Consider the following 20,199-nt stretch of genomic DNA (forward strand, 5'->3'; position numbering starts at 1 on the left):
CTTTCGGAGCAGTCTGCCATGGGCAGCGGACGGAGGAGAGTTCAACCGGTGCCAGCGAATTCGGCCGGGTCAGTACGCGCCCTCACCCCGGGTCACGGTCCCGATGGTCTTGGCGATCAGTAAGAGGTCCAGGACCATCGACCAGTTCTCGACGTACGAGAGGTCGAGACGCATGGCGTCTTCGGGGGTGAGATCCGAGCGGCCGCTGACCTGCCAGAGGCCGGTGACGCCGGGTTTGACGAGCAGGCGGCGGCGCATGATGCCGTCGTAGGAGTCGACTTCGCGCTGCACCTGGGGGCGGGGGCCGACGATGCTCATCTCGCCGCGCAGCACGTTGAAGAACTGTGGGAGTTCGTCGAGGGAGTACTTCCGGATCACCCTGCCCACGGTGGTGACTCGCGGATCGTCGCGGACCTTGAAGAACAGCGGGTTGCCGCCGTTGCTGTCGATGAGGGCGTTGATGTGGTGTTCGGCATCGGCGTACATGCTGCGGAACTTGATCATCCGGAACGGGTGGCCGTCGCGGCCGATGCGTTCGGAGAGGTAGAAGACCGGGCCGCGGCTGGTGCACTTGACGGCCAGCGCGATGCCGCACAGCGCGGGGGCGATGGCCAGCAGCGCCAGCAGGGCGAAGCAGAAGTCGAAGAAGCCCTTGCGAATCGACTTGGCGCGGTCGTACTGCGGCTTCTCCACGTGCAGCATCGGCATGTCGGCGATGACGCGGTGGATCAGGCGGGTGCCCGCGATGTCGACGAGACCGGGGGTGACGATGAGTTCGCCGCCGAGTTCGTCGAGTTCCCAGGCGATGCGCCGGAAGTCGGCGGGGCCGAGATTGTCGGTGGCGGTGATCGCCACGGTGTCCGCACCGGTGCGCCGCACCGCGTCGATCACCTCGTGATCGCTTGCGACAACCGGGATTTCGCGCCCGTCGACGTCGATGACGCGTTCCGCGAGCGCCTCCTCGTCGCGGGTGCAGATGCCGATCACCCGATAGCCGGAGTTGCCGTCGCGGGAGAAGGCCGCCACCATGGCGCGAGCCGCCTGCGGGCTGCCGACGACGAGCATGGCGGTCCGGAACTCACCGCGGGCGCGCCGCGCGGCCACCCAGCCACGCCACAGCCGCCGTTCCAGCAACAGGCCGAGCATGCCGAGCGGCAGGGCGATAGCCAGGTAGCCGCGGGCGACGTCGACCCGCAGCAGCAGCGAGACGATGGCGAGACCGCCGAACAGCTTCAGCGAGGCGGCCACCACCCGCCGGTATTCCTCTGTGCCGCTGCCGATTACGCGTGCCGAGCGGGTGCCGCTCAGGGTCAGCGTGGCCTGCCAGGCCAGCGCCAGCACCACGGACACCACGGTGTAGCCGACTTCGAGGGGCAACCGGGAGGCCAGTGGCGGATGCGCGTTGCCGCCGAAACGCATCCACTGGGCGAATCCGATGGATAGACAGAGAACGGCCAGGTCGCCGCCCAACAGCCGGCGCGCGTAGTCCGCTTGCCAGCGTTCACGATCCGAACGTGGCACAGGTCGAGGGAGCCGGATGACACGCACAGCGCGACCGGCGGAAATCTCGTAACTCATGAAACGAACGCACCTCCCCCTACGGGAAGAACTCGGTTCCGATCCCCGCTGATCAGTTCCACTGAACGGGTTGACGCCGGTTTCCCAAGGGCTTTCAGGCCATGCAAACCGATGGGGCCGTCGAGTCTTTCGGCGGCCAGGGACCGAATGTTACACACCGAAGCCGTCCGAGACATTCAATCCTGGTCCGCCTCAACGTTTCCGGAAAGTAACGGGCAGGAACACGACCGGTACCGGCGGGCGATCCCCCAGTTTCCCCTAATCGCAGAATCGCAGCTTGATCTACACAAGGCACACCGTGTGGGGTGGGCGAAACCCTTGTATTGCAAGACTCCTGGGTTCGCCACGTGGACGCTCGGTTCTGCGGGTCGCAGAAATCCACCTGATTTGGCACTATCGGTCACGTATGCGGCACGTGGGATGTTCCCAATTCTGTTGTAACGTAAGGCCGAACCGAGCCGACCCATGGGGTGTCCGTTGCTGCCCGGATTGCCGGGCTCGGTGAAAGGTGGGGAAACTTCGTGCAATGCCGACTATGCGACTCCGAGAGTTTGATCACTGTTCTCGATCTGGGCGCCACCCCGCCCTGCGAGAAATTTCTCACCGCCGCCGAGCTGGACCTACCGGAAACCACGTTTCCGCTCCACCTGAGGCTGTGCGAGAAGTGCCTGCTGTTGCAGATCCCGGCGTTGATCACGCCGGAGGAGACATTCACCGAATATGCCTACTTCTCATCGTTTTCCGATAGCTGGGTGCGGCACGCGAAACAATTCGTGGAGTCCGCAATTGATCAGCTAAATCTGAACCGCGATTGTTTCGTAATTGAGGTGGCCAGCAACGACGGCTACCTGCTGCAGCATATGGTCGCCGCGGACGTCCCCTGCCTGGGCATCGAGCCCTCGGTCAATGTCGGTGCGGCAGCAAGAGACCGGGGGGTACCGACCCAGACGGCCTTCCTCGACGAGCAACTGGCCGCGAGCGTGCGCGAGACGCACGGCCCGGCAAACCTGGTGGTGGCCAACAACGTCTACGCCCACATCCCGGATCTACTGGGTTTCACCAGGTCACTGCGTACCCTGTTGGCCGACGACGGCTGGCTATCGGTCGAGGTGCACCATGCGCTGAATCTGGTTACGCTGGGCCAGTTCGACACCATCTATCACGAACACTTCCAGTACTACACCGTGCTGTCGGCCCAACGCGCGCTCGCCACCGCGGGTCTCACCGTGGTCGACGTGGAACTGCTGGACACCCACGGTGGTTCGCTGCGCCTGTGGGCCCGCCCCGACGCGGTCGCGCAACCCACGCCGCGGGTGGCGCAGGTGCTGGCCCTGGAGGCCGAAGCCGGTCTGCACGAGGTGGCCGGCTACCTCGAGCTGCGTCCGCGCGCCGAACGCGTGCGCCAGGATCTGCTGCGATTCCTGTTGGACGCCAAGGCATCCGGTAAACGAGTCGTCGGTTACGGAGCGCCCGGCAAGGGCAATACGCTGCTCAACTTCTGCGGGATTCGCCCGGACCTGCTGGAATACACCGTGGACCGCAATCCCTACAAGCACGGCCGGTTCACCCCCGGCACCCGGATCCCGATCCACGCACCCGAACGCATCGAGGCCGACCGCCCCGATGTGGTGCTGGTGCTGCCCTGGAACCTGGAGCGAGAGCTCACCGCGCAGCTGCGGCCGGTCACCGCCTGGGGCGCGGAGATCGTCTACCCGCTCCCCCATCTCCACCATGCGACGCCCGACGATGCCGCCGCACTCGATCACGCAGAGAGGCAAGCGAAGTGAAGGTCGTACTGTTCTGCGGCGGCTACGGCATGCGCATGCGCAACGGCACCGAGGATCCGGTCCCCAAGCCCATGCAGATGGTGGGCCCGCGCCCGCTGATCTGGCATGTGATGCGCTACTACGCGCACTTCGGGCACAAGGACTTCGTGCTGTGTCTGGGCTACGGGGCCGCGCACATCAAGAACTTCTTCCTGACCTATCAGGAGTCGGTGTCCAACGACTTCGTGATCCGCGGCGGCCAGGTCGAGCTGCTGCAGTCCGATATCAGCGACTGGACCATCACCTTCGTCGACACCGGGGTGGAGTCGCCGATCGGTGAGCGCTTGCGCCGCGTGCGTTCCCACCTCGACGGCGAGACCTACTTCCTGGCCAACTACGCCGACGTGCTCACCGACGCCCCACTGGACGAGATGATCGAGCGTTTCCAGGATTCCGGTGCCGCGGCCTCGATGATGATCGTGCCGCCGCAGTCCTCCTTCCACTGCGTCGATGTGAACTCCGCGGGCGAGGTGAAGAACATCACGCCGGTCTCGCGACTGCCGATCTGGGAGAACGGCGGGTACTTCGTGCTCACCCAGGAGGTTTTCGAGCATCTGCCGCCCGGTGGCGATCTGGTCGAGGACGCCTGCGGCGCGCTGGCCGCGCAGGGTCGGCTGTTCGGCTATCAGCATCACGGGTTCTGGAAACCGGCCGACACCTTCAAGGAGCGCGCCGAACTCGACGCCGGCTATCTCAGCGGTGATCGCCCCTGGATGGTGTGGGAGAACGCGCGGGCATGATCGGATTGCACACCGGCGCGGTCACCGAGATCGCACTGCTGGCCGCGCACTGCGACGACCTCGCGATCGGGCTCGGCGGCACCCTGCTCACCCTGTCGGAATCCATTCCGGGACTGCGGATCCGGGCGCTGGTGCTCGCGGGCGCGGGCACCGAGCGCGAGGCCGAGGAACGCTTCGCGCTCGAGTCCTTTTGCCCCGGAGCGGATCTCGATCTGCGTATCCTGGATGTGCCGGACGGCTACGCACCCGCCCACTGGGAGCGGGTGAAGAACGCGGTAGGGACGTTGCGCCGGGGCAGTGCCGCCCAGCTGGTGTTCGCGCCGCAGCGTGGGGACGCGCACCAGGATCACCGGCTGCTGGCCGAACTGGCGTCCACCGAGTTCCGTGACCATCTGCTGCTGCGCTACGAGATCCTCAAGTGGGAGAGCGATACTCCGCAGCCCGCCGTCTTCCATCCGCTACCCGCCGGTTGTGCCGAGCGCAAGGCCGCGCTGCTGCTCAAACACTATCCGTCCCAGCATCATCGGGACTGGTTCGACGAGGAGTCGTTCCTGGCGTTGGCCCGGCTGCGCGGGGTGCAGTGCCGCGCCCGGTACGCCGAGGCGTTCCTGCTCGACAAGGCGTCCATCACTTTCGGAGGTAGGTAAGCCATGCGCGTGCTCGTCACCGGGCATCAGGGATATCTGGGCACCGTCATGGTGCCGGAGCTAGCGGCGGCCGGTCACGAGGTGACCGGCCTGGACTGCGGGTATTTCGCCGACTGCGTGCTGGGCGACGCCCCGGCCGCGCCCCCGACCCTGGACGTGGATCTGCGCGATGTCACCGAGGCGCAGCTGGCCGGGTTCGACGCGGTGGTGCACCTGGCGGCGCTGTCCAACGATCCCCTCGGCGCGTTGGCCCCGCAGATCACCTACGACATCAACCATCACGCCTCGGTGCGACTGGCGCGGCTGGCGAAAGCGGCCGGGGTGCGGCGGTTCCTGTACGCCTCCACCTGTTCGGTGTACGGCGCGGCCGGGGACGGCCTGGTCACCGAGGACGCGCCGCTGCGCCCGCTGACCCCGTACGCGGAGTCCAAGGTGCGCGTCGAGGACGATGCGGCGGCGCTGGCCGATTCCGGCTTCTCCCCCGTATTCCTGCGCAACGCCACCGCTTTCGGCTTCTCGCCGCGGCTGCGCGCCGACATCGTGCTCAACAACCTGGTCGGTTACGCGGTGCTGACCGGTGAGGTGCGGGTGCTCTCCGACGGCACGCCGTGGCGGCCGCTGGTGCACGCGCAGGACATCGCGCGCGCCTTCGCCACCTGCCTGGAGGCTCCGATCGAGGCGATTCACTGTCGCGCCTACAACGTGGGCAGCGAGGTCAACAATCTGACGGTCGCGCAGATCGCGCAGTCCGTGGTCGACGCGGTCCCGGCGTCCACGCTCGTCATCACCGGCGAGAACGGCGCGGACCCGCGCTCGTATCGAGTCGACTTCTCCTATGCCCGAAAGGAATTGGGCTACGAGGCGAGCTGGAGCATTCCGGACGGCGCCGCCGAACTGTACCGCGAGTACCTCGCGCGCGGACTCACCTCCGAGGCCTTCTTCCAGCGCTTCACCCGCCTGGCGCACCTGAAGTCGCTACAGGCGGCCGGGACCATCGACGGCGAGCTGCGGCGGATCAGGACCGGGGTGTGAGATGCCCGAGCAGCTCACGCCACGAGCCCGCCCCGGCGTCGCGCTCCGACACCCGGGTCACCGGCTGCGGCCATTCGATGCCGAGTTCCGCGTCGTCATAGGCGACGGCAAGGTCCTCGGTGGGATCGTGCGGGCGGTCGATGCGGTAGCAGACGTCGGCGATATCGGTCAGCGCCTGGAAGCCGTGCAGGAACCCCGGCGGCACGTAGAGATGCCGGAAGTCGGTGTCGTCCAGCCGGAATGCCTGCCGCTGTCCGAAGCTCGGCGAGCCGGGGCGGATGTCGACGAGGACGTCGTGCACCGCGCCGTGCGCGCAGCGCACCAGCTTGGCCTCCCCGCGCCCGCCACGCCCGTGCATGCCGCGCACCACCCCGCGATGCGAACGCGACTGGGAGTCCTGCACGAAACTCGCGGCCAGGCCCGGCACCCCCAGGTGGGCGTCGAACTCCCCGGCGTCGAAGGTGCGGGTGAACAGGCCGCGGTCGTCGCGGAACGGCTGCGGGGTCAGCACCAGGACGTCGGCGAGCTCGGTCGTGTCGATGCGCACCCGGTCATGGTGCCATGAGCGGGCCGGGCGCGCAGCGGTGTCGCGGATGCGGGTCGCGGCCGTTGATCCGGGTGCTCGATCTCGGGAAAGCCCCTGCGGCAGACGACTTTCCGATGTTCGATCCGGCCGGGGTGGGGGTGGTGACGACGCATCCGCTGGCGATGGACCTGTGCCGCGACTGCGATCTCGCGCAACTCGCCGAGGACGACACGGTGACCGCGGAACCGCGCGGGGTGGAACCGCAGGCGCTGCGCGATCAGGCGCGCGACGCGGTGGATCGGGTGGCCGCGGCGGGCCTGCTGCCCGGCGGCGGCACGGTGCGGGAATTCGGGAGCCCGCACGGCGGCAGCTGGCTGCCACTGCTCACCGAACGCGGCTACGCGGCGACCGCGGAAGCGGCCGATGTGGTCGTGGACTGCTTCGGCATCATGCACGAACCCGCGCAGGACATCGCGTTTCATGAGCGGCACCGGGCCATCGGCCCGGAGGGCGTGCTGCTGCTGCAATTCCATTCCCTCGCGGCCATCGTGGCGCAGGGGCAGTGGAACGCGCTGCGGCACGGCCACTTCGCCTACTACTCCCTGTCCGCGCTGCTCGAGCGGCTGCGCGCCGCCGGAATGGTGGCGGTGCGCGCCTGGGAGTTCGACCTGTACGGCGGCACGGTCCTCGTCGCGGCCGCCCGTACCGGTTCTCGACTCGCGGAGTCCGAGCCCGACGCGTCGATCGCCCGCGTGCTCGCCGCCGAGGCCCCGCTCGTCACCCCGGACGCCGTACGCGGCCTCCAGCACGCGGCCGACCGCCGAGCCCGGGCGCTGCGCAGCTGGCTCGAGGCGGAAGCCGCTGCGGGACAACGGGTCTACGCCTACGGCGCGGCCTCCCGAGCGGTCGCCCTGCTGCACCTCGCCGGTGTGCATCGCGGACTGCTGGCCGGGGTGGCCGACGCCTCGCCCGGCAAGCAGGGCCGCCAGATGCCGGGTACCGGCATTCCGATCATCGCGCCCGCGGACCTCGTCGCGGCGCGACCGGATCGGGTACTGCTGACCGTGCCCGATCTGCTGGGGGAAGTCCGGGCCCGCTGGCCCGGGCTGGAGGGAAAGTGGGTGATCGACGTACCCGATCCACCGTGAAGATCGGCCGTTTCGGCAGGGAAACACTTTGGCCGCGTAGGGGATACGCGGTCGCATCTGATGAGGGAACAGAACGAACATGCGCAACAAGCACCGCGCGCTGAAGCGCACCGCGGCCCTGGCCGCAGTCGGCTCCGTCGGCCTGGCATTGAGTGTCGGGAGCTCCTCCGGCGCAGTCGACGCGACCAATTCCATCGTCGATCAGCAGGGCCGCACCGTGGCGGCCGTCGAATCCGATACCAGGATCAACTTCGTGGCGCCGCTGGACGGCAACCCGCTGACCCGCGAGTGGTTCCACAGCGGGAAGGCCTGTTTCGACGTCTCCTCGCCGACCGGCGACCAGTGGAACGGCCACCTCACCATCGGCTACCAGGTCGGATACCCGCTGACGCTGTCGGGCAAGCTCGCGTTCCAGTACCAGACTCCGCAGCTCGAACTGGAGGTCGGCACCGATCTCAAAGCGGATCTCTACAACCTGATTCCGACCATCGGCGGCGAACTGGATGTGGGCTTCGGCCCCGGCATCCAGTCGGTGGACGCCGCGGGCGGTGACGTGTCGGGCACCCACGGCTGCATCACCATGTCGGGCTTCCACGCCACCGTGACCGGCGTGCTCGGCACCACCACCATCCGCCCGTTCGTCCGGTTGACCAGCGCCGGTGGCGACACCGTCGTCGCCTACGGCCCGACGTCGAGCATCTAGTGCAGTAGGTCCGGGCGGCGCAGGGCAGTCGCGACCGTCCGGACCCGCACCCGCTCGGCGGCGGCGCGCGCCAACCGCCAGTCGCCGCCGAGCACCGCACCCACGCCGATGTACTGCGGGTACTCCGCACCGAGCCGGTGATGGAAGCGCAGCATCTCGGTGAGCTTGCTGACCGTCGAGGTCTGGCTGCACAGGTTGAAGCTCGAATTGCGCCAGGCCGCAAGCACTTCGGGCATACCGAAGAAGGTGCCGAAGGCGCACACCCGGGCGAAGAGGTCCACGTCCATCGGGAAGACCAGATCGCCGCGGAAGCCGCCGACCCGGTCGAAGTCCTGGCGGCGGAACATGGCCGCGGCGGTGGGGCCGAAGTCGGCCGGGCCGCGGTGCACGATGGTGCGCATCAGCGCGCGAGCATCCCTGGGGCCCAACAGGTTCGGTAACCCCAGGTCGGTCTCCTCGACCTCACCGCGCTCGTCGATGACCTGGAACTTGGCCGAGCAGATGGCGATCGAGCGGTCGCCCATCACGTCGAGCTGGCGGTGCAGGGCGCCGGGCAACAGGATGTCGTCGGCGCACACCACCTTCACGTAGCGCCCGGTGCTGAGCGCGACCGCCTTGTTCCAGTTCTCGCCGATGGGCAGGGTTTCGGCATTGCGCTCCACGCGGATTCGCGGATCATCGAAGGATCGGGCGATCTCGCCGGTCCCGTCGGTGCTGGCATTGTCCAGGATCAGCACTTCCATCTCGGCATCCTGGTCGAGGATGGAGCGCAGCGTGGTCTCGAGGGTGCGCGCCGAATTGTAGGCGGGCACACACACCGACAGGTTCTTCATTCGTCCCCCTGTGCTGGTACGGCAGGTTCGGCGGGGCGGCGTTCACCCCCCGCCACGAGCCCGTACACGCGCTCCAGGCCCGCACGGCCGGCGTCGATCTGCTCAACGGCCTTCTGCTGCAAAGTATCTCGCAGTTCCGGCGCCGACTCCCATAGATCCCGGATGGCCGATGTCAATTCGGTATCGAGATCCTCGACGTCGAGGTGCACGATCCGCAGCCCACCGGCCACGCCGGTCCCGCCGCCGAACATGTCGGCCAACCCATAGAACTTGTCGTCGTAATACTGCGAAGCCGTTACAGCCACCGCCGGAATCCCCTGGGAGAGCGCGAAAACCGCGAGGTGATAGGCGCTGGTCACCAGCACCCGGCAACCCGAGACCTGCCGCGCCACGTCCTGCGCGGTGCCCGAGCGGCCGATGACCGCGCGCGTGCGCCCCGCACCGGCCAGCAGCGGCAGGGTGTGGCGGCGGTCCTCGTCGTCGTATTCGGAGATGATCAGCGGGGCGAGCGCGGTCCCGAGCGCCGCCGCCTCGCGGCGCACCACCACACCGAGGGTGTCACGGGCGCTGTCGCTGACCTTCGAGTAGTCCGAGATGCGCAGGCACAGACCCAGATCCGTGCCGATCACCGGTCGTCGCAGCCGGTAGGCGAACTCGACCGCGTCGTCCCCGGTGACCACCACCCGATCGGCGGAGACCCCGAGTTCGGCCAGCAGCTTCGGTCCGCGCAGGCCCTCGCGCAGGGCGATCAGGTCCACGCCCGGCAGCACCTCGGCGGCCCGGCGCAGCAGCTCGGGATCGACCATCGGGCCCAGCCCCTGCCCGAGCATGACGTTCGGAATGCCCTGGCGCTGCGCGGCTTCCAGCAGGTCCAGGGTGCGATGCGCCTGGTAGCGGTCGATATCGGTCATGTAGCCGCCGCCCTGCGCGACCACCAGTCCGGCGGTGTCCAGCGCGGCGGGTACCGGTGGCAGCTCCGGCATCCCCGAGTGCGCTTCGGGCGACGCACTTCCGGCGAAGGCCCGCACCCGATCACGCACCCCGCGCAGATGATGTTTGGGCACCTCGGTCACCGCCCGCCAGCGCACCGCGGCCGGACCCAGCACGTGCACGCCCGCGGCCTCGTCGACACGGCCCGCGAAACCGCCGCTGCCCCAGTGCCCGCCCTCGTGCGCCACCACCGGCTCGGCCTGCGGCAGCAGTCCGCGCAGGATGCGCGGCTGATCGGTGAGCATGCCGATGCGGGCCTGTGGCCAGCGATTTCGCAATCGCTCGACGGTCATCACCATCATGGCGATGTCGCCGCGATTGCGCAGCCAGTACTCGCCGTTGTCGACGAGCACTCGAAGTCTTCCGGCACCATCCCCCGCGCCAGCGTTCGCCACGCTCGATTCCTTCCGACGTCCGGTTCGAGCACGAATCCGTCGCGAATCTATCGCACGACCGGCCGCCCGCGCTACCGATGGTTAGGGCATGAAATCTGTTGTGTCAGCTGGGGAACAAGGGACTGACCCACTTGCTGCACAGCCACTTGCCGTCCACGAAGTCCATGGACATGGTGATCTTCTGATGGTCGGTGGTATCGGCCTTGCCCTTGGTCACATTGAGTTCGGTGATATCCGCATCGAGTTCGTAGTGCGTCGTGTTACCCGAGGTCACCGTGCATGCCGCGGCTTTTGCGCTGGTGTGCTCCGAATCCGCTTCCAGCAGTAGCCGGATGGTGGGCAGCAGCTGTCCGGCCTGTGTCTTCCAGGTACCTGTCGCACCGGCGAGCACCTTGCTCTGCCACCCGTCACCGTCGGCGTAGTCGTAGGTGCTCATCAGCTTGCTGTAATCGCAGGCAGCCTTGACCGCGGCGTCGCGGGAGGCGTCACCGCTCAGCGCGGGCGGGGCACCCGGTGCGGCGTTCGTACCGCCGATCGTGAAATGGATTGCTCCGGTGCCCAATCCGATCCCGGCACCGGCCGCCACCACCAGGGCCACCGCGAACGCGGCGATCAGCCCCCGGCGCCGACGCGGGCGAGCAACCGGCACGGGCGGCGGAACGCTGCCCGCCAACTGGGTCGGCGCGGCATCGGTGTACCTCGGACCGGTGCCGTCGAGTCCGCTGTAGCGCAGCGGCGGTTGGGTGGGAGCACTCGGCTGGGTCGGAGCACTCGGCTGGGTTAGGGCCCCGGTGAACCGGCTCGGGTCCAGCCGAGGCCCGGGACCCGGTGCCGCGCCCCACAGTTCGGGCACGGCGTCGTGGCGCAGCCACGGGCCCGACGTGGCGCTCAGCGCCTGCGCGGCGGCCGCCGCCAGTTCCCCGCAGCTGCCGAAGCGCTGGTCACGGCGCTTGGCCATGCCGCGCGCGATGACCGCGTCGAAGGCCGGGCTGACCGATCGATTGCGCTGACTGGGCCGCGGGATATCGCCGCCGATGTGGGCGGCGACCAACTGCGCGGTGCTCTCCCCCGGATATGGCAGCTCCCCGGTGAGCAGGTGGAACAGCGTGCAGCCCAGCGCGTAGATGTCCGCACGATGGTCGGTGTCGGTGCGCAGTTCGAACTGTTCGGGTGCGGCGTACTGGAAGCTGGCGTACATCTCGCCGGTGCGAGTCAGGCCGCTGGTCTGGTCGAAGGCCTTGGCAATTCCGAAGTCCGCCAGGTATACCCGCTGGTCGGGCCCCCAGGCGAGCAGGATGTTGGCGGGTTTCACATCGCGGTGCAGCACCCCGGCGCGGTGGGCGTGATCGAGGGCGCGCGCCGTCTCGGTGATGATGCGCACGGCGTGGTCGGGTCGCAATGGTCCGTCGCGCAGTACCGCGGCCACATCGGTGCCCTCGATGTACTGCATGGACATCCACAGCCGGTGCTCGTCGTTGCCGCGGGCGTACACCGCCACGATGTTCGGATGCGAGAGTCGCGCGGCGGTATCGGCTTCGCGCAGGAAGCGGGCTCGCACTTCGGGATCGTCGGCCTTGCCGGAGGCCAGTAGCTTGAGCGCGACCGAGCGCGGCAGATCCCGATCCCGGGCGAGATACACCTCACCCATCCCGCCGACGCCGAGCAGCCGCTCCACCGAGTACCCGGCGAAGATCTGCCCCTGCGCGAGTGTCCGCCCCAAGTTCGCACTTCCTTATAAGGCACCGTTTTCGATGCCACCACCGCAGCTCACCCTAACTCACGATCGCGTGCCCGACCCCGCGGTGTTTTCCGGCTCCGGGCTACCGGGCGGCTGGTCGATTGCAGACTGTTAGCGCGCCCGTCCGCACGGATTGGCATACACTTGCGCTGCAAGGGCGTTCGGCTCGTACTCCACGGGTCGAATGAGGGCGACGGACCCGGGGATGAGGGTTTTGATGCGGCCCGTTCGGGTGCATATGACCGGATCCGAGTGGTTTTCAGCCGCTCACGGAGGATTGAACCGGTACTTCACCGACCTGTACCGAGCATTGGCGCTCGATACCGAAATCTCGGTCACCGCAAAGGCTTTCGGTGACGCACCGGTCGGTGCCCAGTCGTGGGGCCCGACCGGTGGCTCCACGCTGCATCGGGCCCGCACGGCCTTCACCGACCGCGGCGCGCTGCCCCGCGGCACCGTGCTGGATCGGCACTTCTGCCTGTATGGCCCTGTGGCGGTGGGCAATCCGCTGGTGGTGCACTTCCACGGACCGTGGGCGGCGGAGAGCCGGATGGCCGGGGAGGGCGATCGCGCGGTGCGCGCCAAGCATTTCGTGGAGCGACTACGCTACGCACGCGCGGACCGATATGTGGTGCTGTCGGAGCATTTCCGGCGGTTGCTGGTCGGCGACTACGGGGTTCGGGAGGACCGGGTCCGGGTGATCGCCCCCGGCGTCGACCTCGACCGGTTCCCGACTCCGCAGCCCGCCACCGACAGCGGCGTGGTGCTGTGCGTGCGGCGGCTGGAGAAGCGGATGGGCATCGACGTGCTGATCCGCGGCTGGCCGGCCGTGCTGGCCACGCATCCACACGCCCGGCTGGTCATCGTCGGAACCGGCAGCGCGGAAGCCGAATTGCGGGAGCTGGCCGCGGGCGATCACACCATCACCTTCACCGGTGCGATCAGCGATCAGGAGCTCACCGACCTGTACGTGCTGGCCGAACTGACGGTGGTCCCATCGCTGGCGCTCGAGGGTTTCGGTCTGATCGCCCTGGAATCCCTCGCCGCGGGCCGCGCCCCGGTGGTCGCCGAGTGCGGCGGGCTGCCGGATTCGGTGCGCGAGCTGGACCCCACCCTGATCGTGCCGCCGGGTGACGCGGAAGCACTGGCGGCACGAATCACGGCGGCCCTGGCCGGATCCCGACCCGACGCCGAACAGTGCCGCGCCCACGCCGAGACGTTCTCCTGGGCGGCGGCGGCACGGCGGCACGGCGAACTGTATGCGGAGCTCGCCGCCCGATGAACCCACCGCACACCGTCTTCCTGGCACACACCGCCGCGCCCTCCGGGGCCGAACTGGCCACCATGCGCCTGGTCGCGGCCATGCCCGGCACCCGCTCGACCGTCGTCTACACCGAGGACGGCCCCATGCTGGGCCTGATGGCCCGGCGCGGCATCGACACCCGGGTGGTGACCGGCGAATTCGATTCCCGTGCCATGACCATCGAGCGCTCCGGCCCGCGCAGCCTGCTGATCGGCGGCGTCGGCCTGGTGCGCCTGGGCTGGACGCTCGGTGCGACCGTGCGCGAGCTGGAGGCGACCGTGGTGGTCGCGGGCAGCACCAAGGCGATGCTGATGGGCGCGGTCGCCGCCCGCCGCGCCGGGGTGCCGCTGATCTGGCATGTGCACGACCGCATTTCGACCGACTATTTCGGCCGCTGGCTGGCCCCGCTCATCCGGCTGCTGGGCTGGCTGGCGGCGCGCGGCATGATCGCCAACAGCCGCGGCACGCTGTCCTCCCTCCGCACCTGGCGACGCCACGCGGTGGTGGCCTACCCCGGAGTCGAATTCGCTTCCGGCCCTGAGAGTTCCGAGCTCTCGACCCGGCCGCCGCAGCGGCCCGCCGCCGAGACCGTCGTCGCGGTGGTGGGCAGGCTCGCGCCGTGGAAGGGCCAGGACCTGTTCCTGCGCGCCCTCGCCGAGGTGAAAACCCTGCCGCGCGAAGTGGTGCTGGTAGGCGGCACGTTCTTCGGCGAACAGGACTACCGCACCGAACTCGAGGCACTGGCCACCGCACTGAGCCTGCCGGTCACCTTCACCGGCCACGTCGACGACCCGCAACCCTATCTGCGCGACGCCGACATCCTGGTGCACTGCTCGGTGCTGCCCGAACCGTTCGGTCAAGTGGTGGTCGAGGGCATGCACGCGGGCTGCGCGGTCATCGCCACCCGTCCCGGCGGCCCGGAGGAGATCGTCGATCCGGGGGTGAACGGACTGCTCGTGCAGGCGGGTGACCGCGCCGAACTCACCACTGCCCTGGACACTCTCATCGCCGACCCGGCCCTGCGCGCCAAGCTGGCCGACGCCGCGCGGGTACGGGCCCGGGATTTCGATGTCGCGGAATCCGGCTGGATCGTCACCGCCCTGGTCACCGAGCTGTCGCGGAAACGGCGGCGACGATGACCGAACCGACCGACCCACGACCGCCGTTCGATCCGCCCACCACTCCGATGGTGCACCCGGGCACCCTCGACCGGCTCCGCCGCCGCCGGGCACTGCGCCACGCGATCCCGGACGTGGATCAGCGCGACGGCTCTTTCGAGCACGATCGCGGCCTGCCGGGAATCGTCAACGCGGCCACCGGCTCCACCGGCCACGCACCGCACGGCATCAGCAATGCCCAGCACGGCACCGCCAATTCCGAGCACGGGCCGCCCGGCTTCGAGGCCCCCGGTTTCGAGGCCAAGGCCGCCCGCTACGCCGCGGCCTCGCGCGGTCCGGTCGCACCCAGCCTGTACGGCGATCCGATCCCCGCCGACGCCGATTTCCCCACCGTCCGGCTCCCGATACCGCAGCGCGACGCCACCGGCGCCTACACCCCCGCCGCGACCGGCAGCGCAGCCGAAGAGCCTGCCGCCGAAGAGGTTTCCGACGACCACGGCCGCCATCGCAAACAGTCCGGCGGCGGGCTGGGCAGTATCGGCAGCCTGATCCGCGATATCGGGCTGGTGACCTTCGGCAAGTACGGCCAGTACGTCATCACCCTGGTCACCGTCCCACTGCTGGCCCGCATGCTCGGCCCGCACGGCACCGGTCTGCTGGCCATCGGCATGTCCTCGTATTTCATCGGCTCGCTGGCCGTGGACCTCGGGATCACCTCGTTCCTGGCCGCGCGGGTGCCCGACGACGATCCCGGCCATCGCGAGGTGAACCGTTTGCGCGGCACCTATCTCGCGATTCGTGCCACCAGTCTGGGTCTGCTCGGCGCGGCACTGCTGGCCGGTATCGCCTTCGACGCGTCACCGAAACTGCATATGGCACTGCTGGGTCTGTTCGCCGGTGGCTTCTGGTCGATCTCGGAGGACTGGCTGCTGATCGGGCAGGGCCGCTTCGGGTCCTCCACCATCTATCAGGGCATCGGCCGCATCGCGTATCTGGCGCTGCTGGTCGGGCTGCTCCCCCGGTTCCCGAGCGCCTCCATGGCGGTGCTGTGCCTGCTCATCTCCTCCATCGCGACGGTGGCGTTGACCTGGTGGGACTCCTTCCGCCGCTACGGGCCGCCCGCCAGACCGCACGGGGTGAAGGCGGTATTGCGGATGGCCGCACCGATTTTCACCTCGCGACTGCTGGTCACCGGGTACGGGCAGGGGTCGGCGGCGGTCTACGGCACCGTGCTGGAGGCGGCCACGCTGGGCCTGTACTCGGCGGGTGACCGCCTGGTGCGCGCCGTGCAGTCCACTCTCGATCCCATCGGTTTCGCGCTGCTGCCGCGAATGGCGCGGCGCAGCAGCGAGGATCACTTCTGGCGCAGTTCAGTGCGAATGCTGATCGGGTGTGTGACCCTCGCGTGCCTGGCGGTGGTGTCGGTGTGGATATTGGCCCCGGCGCTCATCCACCTCATCTACACCCGCGATTTCGACGGCGCGATCCCCATGCTGCGGGTCGAGGTGCTCATCCTGCCCGCGACCACCATCACCTCGTACGTCACCACCGCGGTGCTGCCGGTCAAGCGGGATACGGCCGGGGTGCTGATCGGTGCGGTGATCGGAACCTGTATCGCCGCAATCGCTCTGGTGACCGCGGTACGCACGCAATCGGTGTGGACGCTGGTCTACGGAACCGTTTGCGCTGAAACCGGCGTCGCACTGTGGTACATCATCCGGGTCCGGTGGCTCATCGTCCGGGAGCGGTCCGCGCGCGGTGGCGCGAACCTCCCGGACGCCGTTCTGGTCACCAAGGGAGACATGGCGTGAAGGTGCTGTTCGTGGGCGACGACTGGGTGGGCAGCAATGCCCGCTCGCTGGCCGACGGTTTCCGGCAGGCCGGGCACGAGGTGGTGGTGATCGACACCACCTCCGTCACGCTGCCCGCCCGGCTCTCGCCGCCGTGGGTGTACTCGAAGTTCGCGCACCGTCGCGCACCCTGGAATATCGAGCAGCTGCATCGCGAGATCGACCGGGCCGCCGCCGCATTCGCCCCGGACCTGCTGTTCGGTTTCAAGACCGTGCATCTGGACCAGCAGCGACTGCTGGCGACCCCGGCGGGCCTGCACGTGCACTACAGCCCCGACGACGTGTCCAACCCGTACAACACCAGCCCGGAGTACCTGGCCGCCGAATCCGGCTGGGATCTCATCGTCACCACCAAGTGGCACAACGTCCCGGAGCTCACCGCTCGGGGTGCGCGCGACGTGAAGTTCGTGCGCAGCGCCTACGATCCGGCCCTGCACCACCGCACCGCGCGACGCGGGGCCCGGCGGTATCTGCTGGGTTTCGTCGGCGCGGTCCGCCCCGATCGCCGTGACCTGCTGGTCTCCCTGGCCCGGGAACATCGCGGCGACATGCTGTTACGCGGTCCGGGCTGGCGGCGGGTGCGCGAACTGTGGGGCACCGGTGCCGAGGTGGGCGGCCCGGTGTACGGCGAGCACTTCTCCGCGGCGGTCGCGGCCGTCACCGCCAACCTGGTGCTGCTGAACTCCGAGAATCGCGACACCCACACCTGCCGCACCTTCGAAGTACCGGCCGCCGGTGGGCTTTTCGTCGGCGAGCGCACCGACGAGCACGCCGAACTGCTCAGCGACGAATCCGAATGCTTCCTGTTCTCCGGTCCCGCCGAGCTGCGCGAGGTGCTCGCCCGCTGCGCGCGCTATCCCGAGCAGGCCGCCAAGGTCGCCGAGGCCGGATACCACCGCATCGTGACCGGCGAGCACCGCTATGTGGACCGGGCCCGCGAGATCGTCGGCGCGCTGACATGACCGCCGCGGATGAAGCGGCCGAAAATACTGTCCCCCAATCGGGTAACGCCCCGGCATATCACGCGGACATAAGGGGGTGATGGGAGAGTGATGGCCCCCGCGCAACTCGCCGTGTTCCTGGTCGCCGCCGCATTGGCCACGATTGCCGTGGCCGCCCTCTACGTGCCCGGAGCCGCCCGCATCTTCCTGATCGCGCAGACCGCGCACTGGTCGCTGTCGTATGTCGCGCGCCCGGTGGTGCTGCTGTGGGTGCAGCCCCTGCCGAACTTCGGCGACAACGTGCCCGATCCCCGGCTCTACGACTACGGCTACGACAAGGGCATTCACGACGTCCTGCAACCGGTGATCTTCGGGCTGTGGGTGTACGCCGGGCTGGTCATCGCCTACGTGTTGTGGACCCGGCTGCGCGGGATCCCGTGCAAGGGCGAATCTGCCACGCGCCCGGTGCCTTTCGCGGGTGATCCGATCTTCGCGCAGACCCTGTTCGTGCTGTACGTGATCGGCACGCTGGGCCGGTTGGCCGCCTACGCCACCGGGACCACCGGCAAGGCCGGGGAGCTCGAGAGCCCCAGTCCGATCATCAACCTGGTCACCATCATGGCCACCCTCGGCGCGGTCGGGCTGATCGTGTTCTACCGCAACGACAATGCCCGCAGCACCTTGCTGGTGGTGGGGGGACTGACCTGCGGCGAACTGGTGTGGACGGCCATCGTGCAGTCCAAGACGCCGATCATGGGCGCGGCGCTGGCCATCGCGGTGCGTTTCGCCATGATCGGCTGGACCCGGGTGCGGGTGGCCGGGGTACTGAGCATCACCGCGGTGGCCATCGGTGGGTTCGGCTGGTTGCAGTCGCTCAAGACCGACGCGGCCGCCAAAGCCGATGCGGCACAGGTCGATGCGCAATACCCGACCGTGGTGCACCCGTTCCTGAGCATGTTGCGCCGCTTCGACCTGCTCGAGGCGGCCACCGACTCCTGGTTCGCCGGACCGAGCTCCTGGCTCACCCCGGGCCAGGTGGCGCTGCACTCCTTCCAGAGCCTGATCCCCACCCAGCTGCTGGGCGCGGACAAGTTCCGGTCGGGGGCGGCGTGGGCCGAGCAGGTGCGCGGGCGCTCGGTCGACATGTCGACGGTGGAAGTCTCACTGGCCGAGGGCAATATCAACGAGGGCTATGTGCTCGGCGGCTATATCGGGGTAGCCGTCGGCGTCACCATCACCTTCGTCATGCTGCTGATCTGGTCGCGCGCCCTCTACAGCCGCTATCTCGCGCTGGCGATCCTGGGGCTGTCGGTGATCGAGGTGCCGGTGCTCTTCGAGCGGGGCATTCTGGGCACCGTCGAGATGCTCGGCAAATATCTGCAGGCGGTGGTGCTGGCCTGGCTGACCTATCTGCTGGTCGGCGAATATCGAAGACGGGTGGACCAGCTGTCGGGGCCGCCACTCGGCGCGAGGGTGACGCCCCCGCGCACTGGGGTACAGAGGACCGGGAAACAGAGGACAGCGCAATGGGTTTGATGGATTACGTACACCTGCTGCGGCGGCGCTGGTGGATCGTCGTCGTCGCGGTGGTGGTGTGCACGGGGGCGGGATACGGGTACGCGAGCACCCTGCCGACCACCTACGTCGCGACGAGTTCGGTGTATGTGTCGATGGCGACGGGTACCTCGGTCAACGACTCGTATCAGGGTGGATTGGCCGCGCAGGCGCGGGTGCGGTCGTATGTGGATCTGGCCAGCAGTGTCACCGTGGCCACCTTCGTGCACGATCAGCTGGGGTTGAAGGAGTCGGTGGACGATCTGCGCGGCAAGATCACCGCGGTGGCCCCGCCCGCCACCACCATCATCGTTATCTCCGTGCAGGATTCGACCGCCACGGGCGCGCGCACCCTCACCGATGAGACGGTCTCGCAGTTCCGCGCGCTGATCTCACGGCTCGAGGTCACCCAGAGCGATGCCGCCCCCGCGGCCCGCGCCGAGGTCATCGACAAGGCGCAGACCCCCACCACGCCGACCGGTCCGCAGAAGAAGCGCTATTACCTGCTCGGGGTGCTGGGCGGGCTGGTGCTGGGCCTGGGCGCCGCATTCGTGCGCGACCGCCTCGACCGCCGGATCCGCACCTCCACCCAGCTGGAAGCCTTTGTGCCGGTGCCGATCCTGGGCATCGTCGACGACGGGCGGCCCGGCGCGGCCGGGGAACTGCGGCGACTGCGCACCCGGCTCACCGAGGACCCCGACCGGGTCAGCCTGCTGCTGACCTCGCTGTCGCGGGAGTCGGAACCGGATGTGGCGATCGGGCTGGCACGCACCTTCGCCGACACCGGCGCGCGGGTGATCCTGGTCGACGCCGACACCAGCGGCCGCGGTTCCAGCTCCCGGGTGCCGGTGGGCAGCGGGGCCGGACTCTCGGAACTGTTGCGCAACAGCGCCACCGCCGCCGAGACCGTGGTGGGCTGGCCCGAGGTCGGGATCAGCGTGCTGCCCCTGGGCGGCGTGGACTTCCGCACCCCCGACCTGCTGGACTCCGAACGCTTCAGCGATCTGATGGCCAAGCTGCACAGCGAATTCGACCAGGTGATCGTGGAGGCCGCGCCGGTCACCGCGGCCGCCGACGCCATCGCGCTGGCCCGCCGCTGCGACGCCACCATCGGCGTGATCGAACTGGGCCGCAGCACCAGCAATCAGGTGCGCGGGGCGCTGGCCACCTTCGGCCACGACAACGAACGGCTGATCGGCGTGGTCGTATTCTCCCGGCCGCCACGCACTCTCGCCCAGCTCGTGAAGCACCCGGGCGACCTGGTGAAGCGGTGACAG

At 68.7% G+C, this 20,199-nt stretch carries 17 protein-coding genes; 12 read left to right on the top strand and 5 right to left on the bottom strand.

Going from position 1 to position 20,199, the window contains the following annotated elements:
* Positions 1-69: 69 nt before the first annotated feature.
* Complete coding sequence (locus OG300_RS15470; RefSeq protein WP_405496453.1) at positions 70-1,521, bottom strand: sugar transferase; 1,452 nt, start codon at positions 1,519-1,521, stop codon at positions 70-72.
* Between the two features lie 578 nt (positions 1,522-2,099).
* Between OG300_RS15470 and OG300_RS15475 the strand changes: the two genes are divergently transcribed.
* Genes OG300_RS15475 through OG300_RS15490 form a run of 4 tightly spaced genes read left to right on the top strand, consistent with a single transcriptional unit; the run spans position 2,100 to position 5,823 of the window.
* Positions 2,100-3,365 carry a methyltransferase domain-containing protein gene (locus OG300_RS15475; protein ID WP_405496455.1) on the top strand — a complete coding sequence of 422 codons (1,266 nt, stop codon included), beginning with the start codon at positions 2,100-2,102 and terminating at the stop codon, positions 3,363-3,365.
* On the top strand, positions 3,362-4,144 hold the full coding sequence (locus tag OG300_RS15480; RefSeq protein ID WP_405496457.1) for a glucose-1-phosphate cytidylyltransferase: 783 nt from the start codon (positions 3,362-3,364) through the stop codon (positions 4,142-4,144). Before OG300_RS15475 ends, OG300_RS15480 begins: the two co-directional genes overlap by 4 nt.
* On the top strand, positions 4,141-4,791 hold the full coding sequence (locus tag OG300_RS15485) for a PIG-L deacetylase family protein (protein ID WP_405496459.1): 651 nt from the start codon (positions 4,141-4,143) through the stop codon (positions 4,789-4,791). Before OG300_RS15480 ends, OG300_RS15485 begins: the two co-directional genes overlap by 4 nt.
* 3 nt (positions 4,792-4,794) lie before the next feature.
* Positions 4,795-5,823, top strand: coding sequence for an NAD-dependent epimerase/dehydratase family protein (locus OG300_RS15490; RefSeq protein WP_405496461.1), 1,029 nt, complete (start codon positions 4,795-4,797; stop codon positions 5,821-5,823).
* Here OG300_RS15490 and rfbC read toward each other — a convergent pair.
* Positions 5,807-6,370 carry a dTDP-4-dehydrorhamnose 3,5-epimerase gene (gene rfbC, locus OG300_RS15495; protein WP_405496463.1) on the bottom strand — a complete coding sequence of 188 codons (564 nt, stop codon included), beginning with the start codon at positions 6,368-6,370 and terminating at the stop codon, positions 5,807-5,809. The two genes, OG300_RS15490 and rfbC, sit on opposite strands and share 17 nt — an antisense overlap.
* Positions 6,371-6,384: 14 nt before the next feature.
* Here rfbC and OG300_RS15500 point away from each other — a divergent pair, with 14 nt between their 5' ends.
* Together OG300_RS15500 and OG300_RS15505 are read left to right on the top strand one after the other, a co-directional pair.
* On the top strand, positions 6,385-7,497 hold the full coding sequence (locus OG300_RS15500) for a class I SAM-dependent methyltransferase (protein WP_405496465.1): 1,113 nt from the start codon (positions 6,385-6,387) through the stop codon (positions 7,495-7,497).
* 79 nt (positions 7,498-7,576) lie between these two features.
* Entirely contained in the window at positions 7,577-8,200 is a 624-nt protein-coding gene (locus OG300_RS15505) for an MspA family porin (protein WP_405496467.1), read from the top strand.
* On the opposite strand, the gene OG300_RS15510 is transcribed toward OG300_RS15505, so the two are convergent.
* From OG300_RS15510 to OG300_RS15520, 3 genes are all read right to left on the bottom strand, one after another.
* Positions 8,197-9,033, bottom strand: a complete 837-nt coding sequence (locus tag OG300_RS15510) for a glycosyltransferase family 2 protein (RefSeq protein WP_405496469.1) — start codon at positions 9,031-9,033, stop codon at positions 8,197-8,199. The genes OG300_RS15505 and OG300_RS15510 overlap by 4 nt on opposite strands.
* Positions 9,030-10,418: a polysaccharide pyruvyl transferase family protein gene (locus OG300_RS15515; RefSeq protein ID WP_405496471.1), complete on the bottom strand. Its 1,389-nt coding sequence runs from the start codon at positions 10,416-10,418 to the stop codon at positions 9,030-9,032. Before OG300_RS15515 ends, OG300_RS15510 begins: the two co-directional genes overlap by 4 nt.
* Positions 10,419-10,521: 103 nt before the next feature.
* The gene (locus OG300_RS15520; RefSeq protein WP_405496473.1) at positions 10,522-12,138 is read right to left on the bottom strand and encodes a serine/threonine-protein kinase; all 1,617 of its coding nucleotides are present in this window, start codon (positions 12,136-12,138) and stop codon (positions 10,522-10,524) included.
* A 256-nt stretch (positions 12,139-12,394) separates the two neighbouring features.
* Here OG300_RS15520 and OG300_RS15525 point away from each other — a divergent pair, with 256 nt between their 5' ends.
* From OG300_RS15525 to OG300_RS15550, 6 genes are all read left to right on the top strand, one after another.
* Positions 12,395-13,438: a glycosyltransferase family 4 protein gene (locus OG300_RS15525; protein WP_405496475.1), complete on the top strand. Its 1,044-nt coding sequence runs from the start codon at positions 12,395-12,397 to the stop codon at positions 13,436-13,438.
* Positions 13,435-14,598, top strand: a complete 1,164-nt coding sequence (locus OG300_RS15530) for a glycosyltransferase family 4 protein (protein WP_405496477.1) — start codon at positions 13,435-13,437, stop codon at positions 14,596-14,598. Before OG300_RS15525 ends, OG300_RS15530 begins: the two co-directional genes overlap by 4 nt.
* 506 nt (positions 14,599-15,104) lie before the next feature.
* Positions 15,105-16,388 (top strand): lipopolysaccharide biosynthesis protein, encoded by a 1,284-nt coding sequence (locus OG300_RS15535; protein WP_405498566.1) that lies wholly within the window; start codon positions 15,105-15,107, stop codon positions 16,386-16,388.
* Entirely contained in the window at positions 16,385-17,389 is a 1,005-nt protein-coding gene (locus OG300_RS15540) for a glycosyltransferase (protein ID WP_405496479.1), read from the top strand. Before OG300_RS15535 ends, OG300_RS15540 begins: the two co-directional genes overlap by 4 nt.
* 90 nt (positions 17,390-17,479) lie before the next feature.
* On the top strand, positions 17,480-18,904 hold the full coding sequence (locus OG300_RS15545) for a hypothetical protein (RefSeq protein WP_405496481.1): 1,425 nt from the start codon (positions 17,480-17,482) through the stop codon (positions 18,902-18,904).
* Positions 18,895-20,196, top strand: a complete 1,302-nt coding sequence (locus OG300_RS15550) for a Wzz/FepE/Etk N-terminal domain-containing protein (RefSeq protein WP_405496483.1) — start codon at positions 18,895-18,897, stop codon at positions 20,194-20,196. The genes OG300_RS15545 and OG300_RS15550 overlap by 10 nt, the downstream gene beginning before the upstream one ends.
* Positions 20,197-20,199 lie beyond the last annotated feature (3 nt).

It is taken from the genome of Nocardia sp. NBC_00511, from assembly GCF_045161165.1.
Taxonomy (GTDB): Bacteria; Actinomycetota; Actinomycetes; order Mycobacteriales; family Mycobacteriaceae; genus Nocardia.